Origin of the sequence: Brochothrix sp. (assembly GCF_017549435.1) — a bacterium.
In the GTDB taxonomy this organism is placed as follows: domain Bacteria; phylum Bacillota; class Bacilli; order Lactobacillales; family Listeriaceae; genus Brochothrix; species Brochothrix thermosphacta.
Genome location: NZ_JAFYUW010000158.1, coordinates 1 through 11,971 on the forward strand (window position 1 = coordinate 1; position 11,971 = coordinate 11,971).

Annotated in this window: 11 protein-coding genes; 2 read left to right on the forward strand and 9 right to left on the reverse strand. The window is 34.2% G+C overall.

The features are described from left to right. A partial coding sequence (locus tag IKV95_RS10310) for a helix-turn-helix domain-containing protein (RefSeq protein ID WP_287451774.1) occupies positions 1 to 235 on the forward strand: 235 nt, incomplete at its 5' end. 500 nt (positions 236 to 735) lie between these two features. Here IKV95_RS10310 and IKV95_RS10315 read toward each other — a convergent pair. The 9 genes from IKV95_RS10315 to IKV95_RS10355 form a co-directional block, all read right to left on the reverse strand. Next, positions 736 to 1,254 carry a hypothetical protein gene (locus IKV95_RS10315; protein WP_287451776.1) on the reverse strand — a complete coding sequence of 173 codons (519 nt, stop codon included), beginning with the start codon at positions 1,252 to 1,254 and terminating at the stop codon, positions 736 to 738. Next, positions 1,251 to 1,880, reverse strand: coding sequence for an ATP-binding cassette domain-containing protein (locus IKV95_RS10320; RefSeq protein WP_287451777.1), 630 nt, complete (start codon positions 1,878 to 1,880; stop codon positions 1,251 to 1,253). The genes IKV95_RS10315 and IKV95_RS10320 overlap by 4 nt, the downstream gene beginning before the upstream one ends. Before the next feature lie 727 nt (positions 1,881 to 2,607). Beyond that, a complete protein-coding gene (locus tag IKV95_RS10325; protein WP_287451778.1) occupies positions 2,608 to 3,282 on the reverse strand; it encodes a hypothetical protein in 675 nt (224 codons plus the stop codon). 4 nt (positions 3,283 to 3,286) lie between these two features. Continuing rightward, positions 3,287 to 4,066: a hypothetical protein gene (locus tag IKV95_RS10330; RefSeq protein WP_287451779.1), complete on the reverse strand. Its 780-nt coding sequence runs from the start codon at positions 4,064 to 4,066 to the stop codon at positions 3,287 to 3,289. 63 nt (positions 4,067 to 4,129) lie between these two features. Beyond that, complete coding sequence (locus tag IKV95_RS10335) at positions 4,130 to 4,522, reverse strand: hypothetical protein (RefSeq protein ID WP_287451780.1); 393 nt, start codon at positions 4,520 to 4,522, stop codon at positions 4,130 to 4,132. A 402-nt stretch (positions 4,523 to 4,924) separates the two neighbouring features. Next, a complete protein-coding gene (gene pflA / locus IKV95_RS10340; protein ID WP_069125616.1) occupies positions 4,925 to 5,674 on the reverse strand; it encodes a pyruvate formate-lyase-activating protein in 750 nt (249 codons plus the stop codon). A 60-nt stretch (positions 5,675 to 5,734) separates the two neighbouring features. Further along, positions 5,735 to 7,987 (reverse strand): formate C-acetyltransferase, encoded by a 2,253-nt coding sequence (pflB, locus tag IKV95_RS10345; protein WP_287451782.1) that lies wholly within the window; start codon positions 7,985 to 7,987, stop codon positions 5,735 to 5,737. Positions 7,988 to 8,349: 362 nt separating this feature from the next. Further along, positions 8,350 to 9,600 (reverse strand): nucleoside permease, encoded by a 1,251-nt coding sequence (locus IKV95_RS10350; RefSeq protein ID WP_029091859.1) that lies wholly within the window; start codon positions 9,598 to 9,600, stop codon positions 8,350 to 8,352. A gap of 127 nt (positions 9,601 to 9,727) precedes the next feature. Continuing rightward, positions 9,728 to 10,546: a purine-nucleoside phosphorylase gene (locus IKV95_RS10355; protein WP_029091858.1), complete on the reverse strand. Its 819-nt coding sequence runs from the start codon at positions 10,544 to 10,546 to the stop codon at positions 9,728 to 9,730. Between the two features lie 195 nt (positions 10,547 to 10,741). On the opposite strand from IKV95_RS10355, the gene IKV95_RS10360 reads away from it, so the two are divergent. Further along, positions 10,742 to 11,941 carry an ROK family protein gene (locus IKV95_RS10360; protein ID WP_051535994.1) on the forward strand — a complete coding sequence of 400 codons (1,200 nt, stop codon included), beginning with the start codon at positions 10,742 to 10,744 and terminating at the stop codon, positions 11,939 to 11,941. The last annotated feature ends 30 nt before the right edge of the window (positions 11,942 to 11,971 follow it).

Below are 11,971 nucleotides of genomic sequence, written 5' to 3' on the forward strand. Positions count from 1 at the left end.
GTTATGCGCATTATTATTGGAACTATCTCAACAATTTGGCGTACAAACAACTGAAGGAATCCAACTCAGCATTCATATTACAAATGAAGATATTGCTGCCTTTTGTGGGATAAGCTCTGATACAAGCGTTAGTAGGATTTTACGTGAGCTGCGTGAACATGGTGCACTCGCAACTGAGAACAATAATTTTTTAATCACAGACAAAGAATACTTGGAAGAATTTTTAGCAATTTAATAGTGAAAGAATTACAAGCTCATTCTACTTTATCAAAATTGGAATGCGAAAAATCACTCGTTAGACTAGAAATCTTAAATGAGGGTTGACTGATCCATGTCGACTTTACCATTTAGATTTCAGGTCTAATATTTTTTTGTTTGTTCTGAAATTTTGCAAGAGAACAGGTGTTGCAACTGGAGACGAAAAACAACGTTAGAAAGATAAAGAGTTAAAACTTGAATTTCAGGTCTAGTGAGTTTTTTTGCGCTTATGAAATTTTGAGAATGATGTTTTTTTTTTGTAAAAAAAGAGGCGTCAGTGAAAAATCACCAACACCATAAATTATAGAGCTAAATAAATCAGTTTTTTGACTGATTCAAAATGACTCGCTTTTCTTAAAATTACTAGTTTCAAATTCTAGATGAGCCTTTATTTCCTAGATATAACATAGTAAGTTCTTTATAAATCTAGTTCAATCTCAGTTACATTATCTCTATAGGAGTAATAAAATATTATTTTCAATGTGAAAATAAATTTCGATTTAGTTGCATACTATAACGATGATATTGATTTTTCTCATTAACTAATACTTCAAAAGCTATATTTTCATTGCTTAATTCAATGCGTTCTTTAGGTAATTCAAAAGTAGCAGTTGCTATAACTTCACCATTCTTCCTCCAATAATTACGATCAACAATCACTCCATTATCTAATCTAAAATCAATAGTTTGGTTAGCTCCGTTATATTTTGGAGTAATCCATAGATGTGGTAATAATGACAAATCATCTGATTCAGCATTAGTTTTTTTTACCTCAAGATTAATCATAATTCTATAAATTTCCTCATCAGGGACATATTCTACATTAGTAGATTTTGGTGTCAATTTAAAAGTAGGAGTCGTAATTTCTTCATTTAAGTTAAAATTATATTTAATAACAGTCTGATTAGTAATGTTCAAATTAACATTCCGATATTGTAGTACAGCGAGTACTATAAGAATGATCGCTACCATTATCCATTTTTTATGTCTAATCATAAAAGTTTTCCTGCTTCCAATTCAAACATTTCATCAGCAACATCATCGATAAATGCAGCATCATGACAGGTAAGCAAAATGGTTTTTCCTTCTTTTGCAAAATTCTTCAATACTATTTTTAAATGCGCTACACTTTTACTATCGAGTGCGTTTGTTGGTTCATCCAATACAAGTAATTCGTTGTTGCCTAAAAAAGCTTGCGCAAGACCTAATTTTTGTTTCATTCCTAATGAATACTTTTTCACTTTCCTTGTATCTGTCGGATCTAATCCTACTAATAACAAAGTATCTACAATATCCTTTTCTGTAGTATCAGTTTGTAGACTAGCAATAAGGCTCAGATTTTTAACTGCGGAAAATTCAGTAATTAAACTAGGATTTTCAATTAAAACACCCACTGACACGGGGTAGGGTTTACTTAAAGTTACAGGTTCACCTTTGATTTCAATGGAGCCTGTAGTTTTAATCAAGGCTAAGATTGCACGTAATAACATTGTTTTTCCTGAACCATTAATACCCTTAAAACCATAAATTTTACCAGAATCCACAGTTAAATTTATGTTATCAAGGACAGTATGTCCTTTTATTTTTTTTGAAAGTTCTGAAATGGTAAGATACGATTTCATATAATTTACTCCTTTGTATATAGATCTTTATGTGTCATTAAATGATAAGACGCTATGATAAGAAAAATACTTAATCCTATCCAAACACTCATTTGGAAAAACGTAGTGTCTTTCCAACGACTAATCATTGTGAAATTTAAAAAATTAAACATAAATGTTGTTTTCATTGTAATAATCAATAATACAAGTGTTCCGGTTATAGCAATCAAAGGTGTTGTTAGAAAATTAAATATTAAGAGTATTAACTGTAATATCCATAATAAACTAACTTGAGAAATTAAAAGTAGACTATAAAATACAAATACATTATTTATTATATATTCACCTAACATCTGACTGCTAAAAGATGTACTCGTTAAGCAGGCTAAGATTACCAATGTTACTAGAGAATAAAAAAAGCAAAATACTAGGGAAATCAATAATTGAGCACCGTGGATTTTTTTACGGCAAAAACGATTTACTATTAATTGTGGTGCTCGTCGAGAATAATAGTGTTGTATATAGCTACTTAACAAAAAAAGCGGAGCGGCGTAAAAAACAAACCAAAAAATGGGAAATTCAAAACCTGTATATAGAAATTTTTTATCTACACCATTAAAAAAAGCAGTTGCTAAAAAATCATTGCTATATAAACTACTTAGCGAAAATGCCAATAGCAGGCAAACAAGCATTGTTGTTAAAAAAAAGAGGCTTTGCTAAAATTTTTAAAAAATATGAAAATTCTATTTTAATCATACATATAATCCTTTCGTATCATAATAAGAGAAAGTAACCATATAAATATTAATTCAATTCCTAGCGCTAGAAAAATATTAGTGAAAATAGAAATAAAACGCCCATCTGTTGTGAAAAATAATAAAGAAGGTAACTTATTGATTTTCAAAATGAAGTTTAGTATAAGAAATGCGAATATTGTAGTTGTTGCTAATACAGTATTATCAATAACTTCTTTGATTACTAGAACAAAAGCAGCTACAATACCAAAACAAAGAAATTTGATAAGCAATAACCCTACATAATAAGCCAATTCAAATTTACTTAACTGTTCAATAGGATAGATAAATATTCCCAAAGAAAAACTAATGATTGTTGAAAGCTGTAATACAATAATGCCTGTTACTTGCTTGGTAATTATTAATTTACGAGATTGTTGAATAAAAATATCTTGTATGTGGTATAACGTCATAGAGAAAATAGCTATCATTAAAAAAGGATAATTCATGAAAAAATCTGCATAAATACTAGATATTTCATCCACAATAATCTTAGAATTTATCTCACCTATATTACGCGTATTTTTCATTGTAAGAACTGCAGAAATAAATATAGCTGTGTTTATTAATAAGAACGTTCGCCAGTGTGTGACTATTATATTACGTATATGCTGCTTACAGCCAAACATTTCGTTACACTCCAATCCAGTAAAATGCAATAGATACAATTGCTATTGCTATGGATGCTATACTTACTATCGGCAATGTAACACTACGGAATAATATCGTTTCAGGTAAAAAATCAAATGGTGTAATAGACATTTGAGTAATGACAAGTGTATTGATTAAATAAAGTACTAGCTGTAATAAGAAAGCTGAAAAAATAACTATCATATTATTTTTTAACCAAAGTGAAATTGCAAGAGTAAAACATGCAAAAAGACCTCCCCATAATGACGCTAGAAATGTGTAGAACATTAAATGGAGATATGGATGAGAATAATAAAGATCAACAAACAAAGTACTAGTTGATATTAATGCGATATTACGATTTATTAATTCATCAGGTAAATAACTAGGCAATAGTAATAAAGTGATTATTTGGTTAAGTAATAATGGAATAGAAATCATTAGTGTGCCTCCCAAAAAAGCTGCTATAAAAACACCACTAAAATATTTTTTAGATTCAGTTCGTACTTTAACTTGATAAATAAATCCATTATCTATATCTTTCTTCAATGTATCAGAAAAAGCTAAACTACTTATCAATTGTATTAATAAATAAAAAAGCAAATTTAAAAAACTAAATGAATCAATACCTAACCACATTGTAAATGGTGTAAACATACGATCATTACTATTTACAAAAGGTATTACTCTAGTGAAGATGTGTGTCAAAGAAATTATAATACCAAGTACTATACCAATATATAGTGAGGTTCGTTTCATTCTTAAAAAAATAAAATGGAGCATCGATACACCGCCATATCCTTATATGTTGTAAAAAAACGTAAATTCCTATTCGGTCTAAAGCTATTATCTTACGCTATCAGGACTCCATATCCCAGTAGATGAACCATTTGCAATTCTTCTTGAATCAATTCTAACGGTACTACCTCTATAGTTTTCATGTGCAAGATTATATAAAAAAGTTACATCTCCCTTATACGCTTTATAAGTGCGACCAGCAGAAACATCAGTACCATTTCCTAATGCTGCCCATATATTTATATAGTTAATAGAAGTAATCGTTTTAACTTTGTTATAATATGCTGTTGCATTGGTTTTTTTACGTGCAGGTGTATAGTCATTCGGACTCCATACTCGGTACTCATTTGACCAATTTGTGTCGCCAGTATTAGCAGCGTACACAGTACTGACGATTCCTAAAGATAGTATTGCGGATAATAAAATAAATAATTTTTTCATTTTAAATCCCCCAATATAGTATATTTTAGTGTGTCTAAGTAATTCTCATATCCGAATAGGAATCACTTTTCAATTATAACATAGTATATTTTCATCTTAAATGGTTTTTTGATTTTATAACTATCGTCTAACACTTACTATTAATAACTGGTGGGTTCTTCGTCTGTTTAATCGGATTTTATAGTTAAAAAGATACAACACTGCTCTCACTCTAGATATCTCATAAGATGAAATTAGAGCAACTTAATAAAATGGTTTTTATTTGTCCTCAAAAAATTAATTAGCTCAGTATAGCAATGGCTGTATAAATGTTATCAGAAATTTTGACGGCTAACACTATTCTACCTAGAATAGTAAAGAAGACAAAAAACCGCTAGGATATTTAACCCTAGCGGTTTCCATTTAATTATATTTAGCTGTACCTAATAATTCATTCGCCATTTCAACAACTGGACTTTCAGGTGCATTGATACCTTCCAACGGGTATTCCAATCCTAATTCTTTCCATTTGTAAACACCCATTGTATGGTAAGGCAACACCTCTACCCGTTCAACGTTTGGCAATGTTTCAATAAAAGTATTTAAATCGGTCAAGTCTTGCGGATCATCCGTTTTTGTTGGTATCAAAACATGACGAATCCAGATGGGTTGCTCATGATCGCGCAGATAATGGGCAAAATCTAAAATTGGTGCATTAGGACGCGTTGTAAGTTCACGATGTTTAGCTGGATTAATCTGTTTAATATCCAACATGATTAAATCAGTCACTGCCAACAATCGATCCATTTTATCAATAAATTTAGGTGAGCGACTAAAACAACCACCACATGAATCTATCGTTGTATGAACACCCGCTTCTTTACACAATGTGAATAAATCGATTAAAAAATCGAGATGAAGCAATGGCTCACCCCCACTGACCGTGATTCCACCGCCTGATGCATCCCAGAACTCTTTATATTGTATCGCTTCATCAAATACTTCTTGTGCTGTACGTTCTGTTCCAGTACCAATTTTCCAAGTATCTGGATTGTGGCAAAACTGACAACGTAACAAACACCCTTGCATAAATACGATAAAACGAATGCCTGGGCCATCAACAGTCCCCATTGATTCAACGGAGTGTACACGGCCAATTGCAGATCCTGTCATTGTTCTTCATCCTTTCATTTAACGCTTTATTAAGTGCTTCACACGCAATACCCGCTTTTACTACATTGTTTCATGCATAGTTCGTTTAATAACTTCTAACTGTTGTTCACGTGTTAATTTAATGAAGTTAACAGCGTAACCAGATACACGAATTGTTAATTGTGGATAGTCTTCTGGATGGTCCATTGCGTCTAATAATGTATCGCGACTAAAGACGTTAATATTTAAATGATGTCCCATTTTAGCTGAATAACCATCTAACATACCGACAAGGTTACTAATTTGAGAATTTTCTTCACGGCCTAAAGCTTTCGGTACGATTGAGAATGTGTTTGAAATTCCATCTTGTCCTTCGCTATATGGCAGTTTAGCAACAGATGCTAATGATGCTAATGCCCCTTTAGTGTCGCGACCATGCATTGGGTTTGCTCCAGGTGCAAACGCTTCGCCTTCACGACGACCATCTGGTGTGTTCCCTGTTTTCTTACCATAAACAACATTAGAAGTAATTGTTAAAACAGATGTTGTATGTTTTGCATTACGGTATGTTGGGTGTTTTTTAACTTTAGTCATAAATGTTTTTAATAACCAAACAGCAATATCATCGGCACGGTCATCATTGTTACCGTATTTAGGATAATCACCTTCAATTGTGTAATCAACTACAATACCGTTTTCATCACGAATTGTTTTAACTGTTGCGTATTTAATTGCTGATAATGAATCGACAGTAACCGAGAGACCTGCGATACCTGTTGCCATCGTACGTAAAACATCTGTGTCATGAAGTGCCATTTCGATGCGTTCGTATGAATATTTATCATGCATGAAGTGAATCACGTTTAATGTATTGAGATATAATTCTGCAATCCAATCCATCATTACATCATATTTTTCCATTACTTCATCAAAATCTAATACTTCTGAAGTAATCGCACGGTATGCTGGCGACACTTGTTCTTTGCTCTTTTCATCTACACCACCATTAATAGCGTAAAGTAATGTTTTAGCTAAGTTGGCACGCGCACCAAAGAATTGCATTTGTTTACCGATACGCATTGCTGATACACAACAAGCAATCCCGTAATCATCGCCCCAATCAGAACGCATTACATCATCATTTTCATATTGAATAGCTGACGTTTCAATCGACATCATCGCACAGAAGTTTTTAAAACCTTGTGGTAAACGTGTTGACCATAAAACAGTTAAGTTTGGCTCAGGCGCTGGTCCTAAGTTACTTAGTGTATGTAAGAAACGGAAACTGTTTTTAGTTACAAGATGACGACCATCTTCACCTACACCACCGATTGATTCAGTTACCCATGTTGGATCACCTGAGAATAACTCATTGTAATCTGGTGTTCGTGCAAATTTAACCAAACGTAATTTCATAATGAAATGATCGACAATTTCTTGTACACTTTCTTCGGTTAATGTGCCATTTTTTAAATCGCGTTCAATATAAATATCAAGGAATGTTGATGTACGGCCTAATGACATCGCTGCTCCGTTTTGTTCTTTGATTGCAGCAAGATAACCTAAGTATAACCATTGGAATGCTTCTTGCGTATTTGCAGCTGGACGTGAAATATCAAACCCGTATGTTTGCCCTAATTTTTTTAATTCTGCTAATGCACGAATTTGTTCATTAATTTCTTCACGTTGACGAATAACATCTTCTAACATTGCATTGTCATTTGAAGTATTTAAATCTGCTTTTTTCAAGGCAATTAAATGATCAATTCCGTATAATGCTACACGACGGTAATCACCGATAATACGGCCACGACCATAAGCATCTGGTAAACCAGTAATGATTCCTGATTTACGAGCAGCACGCATTGCTGGTGTATAGGCATCAAAAACACCTTGGTTATGTGTTTTACGATATTCAGAGAAGATATGTGATATCTCTTCATCAATCTTAAAGCCATAAGATTCAGCAGCTTGTTCACTCATACGAATACCACCGAAAGGTTGTAAACCACGTTTGAATGGTTTCTCTGTTTGGAAACCAACAATTGTTTCTAATTCTTTATTTAAATAGCCAGGACCATGCGAAGTAATACTCGATACAACTTTCGTATCCATATCCAACACACCGCCGGCCTTACGTTCTTCTTCATTTAATTTCATTACTTGCGCCCATAAAGCATTTGTTGCTTCTGTTGGACCCGCTAAAAATTGATCGTCGCCATCATAGGCTGTATAGTTTTTTTGGATAAATTCACGAACATCCACACCATTTTCCCAGTCACCACGATTAAAACCTTGCCATTCATAATGTTTCTCTGTGCTATTTTGTTTCATGTCATTTTTCATCATTTTTAAAACCTCCTATTATGATTACTTATCTTGTATTCTAATTATAGTTTAGAATACTAACACAGTATTCTCTCATACAGATGATATTAACAAATGATAAGTAGGTTAAACGCTTCTACCACTATAAAGACCGAAAACACTGACATGTAAGGGTTTCCATCTCGTTGCTTAATTTGGAGCAACGACAGAGTTGTGTCAATATTTCAACGTTGTGCTGTATTACACTAAATTCAAAGCTGTTATAGTCCTATTTCGGCATAACAAAAAAGCACTCTGACATATATCGTCAGAATGCTTTAATCTAAAATTTCACTCGTTTATGTTCATCTTTTGTAAAAAATTTGTTGTTATACTTTTACATTTTTCATTTTCTCAACATCGTGCTTGTAATGGAATGTGAAGTGGAAAATCACAGCTAATACTAATGTGTACGCCGCAAATATTAACCAAATCGCTGGCCAATTTTTAACGCCATCCACTGTAAAGTAATCAACAATCATTCCACTACCAATCGCACCGACATAAGCTCCCAAGCCGTTAACCATTGTCATGAATAAACCTTGAGCGCTCGCACGAATGCTTGAATCCACCTCTTGCTCGATAAAAATCGATCCAGAGACATTGAAGAAGTCAAATGCGCAACCGTATACAATCATTGATAACAATAAGAAAGTGAAACCTAGTGGTGATGGATCGCCAAAGGCAAACAATCCAAAACGTAATGTCCAAGCAATCATACTCATCAAAATAACTTTCTTAATTCCATATTTTTTCAAGAAAAATGGAATCGCCAAGATGAAAAACACTTCAGCTATTTGTGACACAGACAGTAAAATTGATGGGTATTTAACAACTAAGCTACCCGCAAATTCTGGGTTTAAACCAAAATCATGTAAGAATGGATTTCCAAATGTATTTGTAATTTGTAAAACAACACCTAATAACATAGAGAATAAGAAGAAAATTGCCATTTTCGGCTTTTTAAATAATACAAATGCCTCTAAGCCTAACAAACTAACCCAGCCTTGTTTGCCTTTTTTCTTCACAACTGGAATAGATGGTAACGTCAATGAATACAACGCTAGTGCCAATGATGCGCCTGAAGCGATGTACAATTGCGCTTTACTAAGCTCAAGTCCAAGTAAGCTAATTGCCCACATAGCAACGATGAAACCAATGGTTCCAAAAACACGTATTCCTGGGAAATTTGCTACAGTATCTAATTTGTACTTTTCTAACACAGCATACGATACCGTGTTTGATAAGGCCAATGTTGGCATAAATACCATTGCGTTTACAAGCATTACCCAAAACATCGTTGCAGAGTCCGTCACGGATGCTGCATAAAACAAGGCGATGGCTGCAATAAAGTGGCACAGTGTGAATAACCAATTGGCCCGTACCCATTTATCCGCAATAATACCAATAATACTCGGCATCAATATCGCTGCAATCCCTTTTGAACTGTAGACAATCCCAACTTCGGCACCCGTAAATCCTAATGTGTTAATCATATAGGAACCCATTGTGATTAACCAACTACCCCAAATAAAATACTGTAAAAATGACATGATTTTTAAACGATTTTTAATGCCCATCTGTCTTACCTCCTCGTTAGTGGTGTTGTTTTATTATTGCTGTCAATGCGCTTACTCTGTGCTAATGTTTTCGCGAGAACAGCACTTCCTTTGAGGAGGCAAACTTGCGAACACAAATCATATCAGATTAGAAACGTGCAATCACTTCTGTTACTAATTTTAAGAATGTTGATTTTACTCGCTCAGCTGTTTCAATGACTTCTTCATGGTTTAATGGTTGATCTAAAATACCGCAAGCCATATTAGTTAAGCATGAAATACCTACTGTTTCGATACCTGCATGACGTGCAATCAATGCTTCAGGAACTGTTGACATCCCGACTGCATCAGCACCTAACGTACGAATCATACGGATTTCAGCAGGTGTTTCATAAGTAGGTCCCGTCCACCATGCATAAACGCCTTCTTGCAAAGTAACATTTTGATCTTTAGCTACGTCTGAGACAACGCTGCGTAATTGTTTGCTGTACACTTCTGAAACATCAAGGAAACGCACACCCAGTTCATCGTTGTTTGGACCCATTAACGGATTATTTGCCGTTAAGTTAATGTGATCTGTGATTAACATTAAATCTCCAGGACTAAAATCAGTATTAACAGCACCACACGCGTTAGTAACAATCATTTTTTCCATTCCTAATGCCTTCATGACACGTACAGGGAATGTTACTTGATCGAGTGTAAATCCTTCATAGTAGTGGAAACGGCCTTTCATTGCAACGACTGTTTTTCCAGCAATTGTACCAATAACTAATTCATTTGCGTGGCCAACAGCCGCTGATTTAGCAAAATGTGGAATTTCATCATATGGAATGTGAACTGCATCTTCTAATGTATCAGCGAATGGACCTAATCCTGATCCTAAAATAATACCGATTGTTGGTGTCACTTTTGTGTGTTTTTCAATATAAGCTTTTGCCTCTAAAATTTCATTTGTTTTATGCATATTAATTCCTCCTCAATTTGTAAAGCGCTTTCATTGTTTCGATACATAAATCGTAACATGACGTTTTTAAAAAGTAAAGAACTTTTTATCATTTTGATAATAAGTTATTTATGACCGATGTCTCGACTTGCTTTTAAATACTTTGTTTGCTAATCTTCTTTTAGAGACCACTCGCAAAGGGGGGCATTTATTATTATGAATGCGATGTTGGAAAGTTTTCATCAACCGAAATCTGCTAAAATTAACAAATTAAAAACGCTCTATCGCGCGATTCAGAAAAACGGCCCCATTAAAGCCGAAACACTGATGCTTCAAACGAATACAACTCATGCGACATGCGCACGTTTACTAGATGAGCTTCAAAAAAATAACTTGGTATCGGTAAAATCATCAACGGTTTCCACTGGCGGACGTAAACCCAACCTGTACCAAATAACACCCGATGCTGCTTATTTAATTGGTATTGAAGTCACTGCACTCTATTCTACAATATCACTGCTTGACCTTCATCTATCCATTAAACAACAAGCAAAAATAAAGACCGCACACTTCACCTCTATTTATGACACATTAGATTTTATTATTACAGAAACAAAAAAATTAGTAACAACCGCTAATTTATCTTTTACTTCTATTATTGGAACCGGGCTTTCAATCGATGATTATTTTGATTCGTTCGACCATAAAAAAAATGATTTAACCACTGAAATTAAAACGCTGGAAGCTTATATTGAAGCACAACTTCCTTCCAAAGTGACCATTGGCAGTGGCGTTAACTTTGCAGCGCTAGCCGAATACCGTTTGAATTATGGGGCATCAAGCCGTCGTTTTTTATTCAGCACAAGCGATATGGAGCTAAGAAGTTGCACTTTAACACATGGCGGAACACCTTTGAGTTCAAATGGAATGTCATTTACATTTGGGCATACAATCATTGATTCTCAGGGGCCGGTCTGTAGCTGTGGGGCAAAAGGTTGTTTACGCACATTTAGCTCATTACCTGCTATTAAAGCGGCTATTATCCAACGTGTTAACGCTGGCGAAACATCACAACTATCCGAGGTTGTCTCAAGTATTGAAGAAATCGATTTTTTCGACATTTTAAGTGCATCTGAAAATGGGGATACACTCTGTAAAAACGTACTTGAAGAGGCAGCCTATTATTATGGCATCGCATTAAGTAATCAGATCATCGTTTATCAACCAGATACCGTCGTTTGCGGCGGGACATTGATTCCTAAAAGTTCATTTTTCGAAGTTGTTCAACGGACAATTGCTGAACGGCTCGCGCCTTTTTCAGGTATTTCTACTAATGTGTACCCTGCCAAAGATTCTTATGATATTGTTTCACAAGGCGCTGGTGGCATTGTATTAGAGAAATTATTACGTTCATAACATTTGTTTGAACACCACTCAACTCCAAAA

Excerpts from the sequence above, each read along its gene's own strand:
- pflB (WP_287451782.1), bottom strand. The coding sequence starts at position 7,987 with ATGAAACAAAATAGCACAGAGAAACATTATGAATGGCAAGGTTTTAAT.
- IKV95_RS10315 (WP_287451776.1), bottom strand. The coding sequence starts at position 1,254 with ATGATTAGACATAAAAAATGGATAATGGTAGCGATCATTCTTATAGTA.
- IKV95_RS10320 (WP_287451777.1), bottom strand. The coding sequence starts at position 1,880 with ATGAAATCGTATCTTACCATTTCAGAACTTTCAAAAAAAATAAAAGGA.
- IKV95_RS10350 (WP_029091859.1), bottom strand. The coding sequence starts at position 9,600 with ATGGGCATTAAAAATCGTTTAAAAATCATGTCATTTTTACAGTATTTT.
- IKV95_RS10360 (WP_051535994.1), top strand. The coding sequence starts at position 10,742 with ATGAATGCGATGTTGGAAAGTTTTCATCAACCGAAATCTGCTAAAATT.
- IKV95_RS10335 (WP_287451780.1), bottom strand. The coding sequence starts at position 4,522 with ATGAAAAAATTATTTATTTTATTATCCGCAATACTATCTTTAGGAATC.
- IKV95_RS10325 (WP_287451778.1), bottom strand. The coding sequence starts at position 3,282 with ATGTTTGGCTGTAAGCAGCATATACGTAATATAATAGTCACACACTGG.
- IKV95_RS10330 (WP_287451779.1), bottom strand. The coding sequence starts at position 4,066 with ATGCTCCATTTTATTTTTTTAAGAATGAAACGAACCTCACTATATATT.
- pflA (WP_069125616.1), bottom strand. The coding sequence starts at position 5,674 with ATGACAGGATCTGCAATTGGCCGTGTACACTCCGTTGAATCAATGGGG.
- IKV95_RS10355 (WP_029091858.1), bottom strand. The coding sequence starts at position 10,546 with ATGCATAAAACAAATGAAATTTTAGAGGCAAAAGCTTATATTGAAAAA.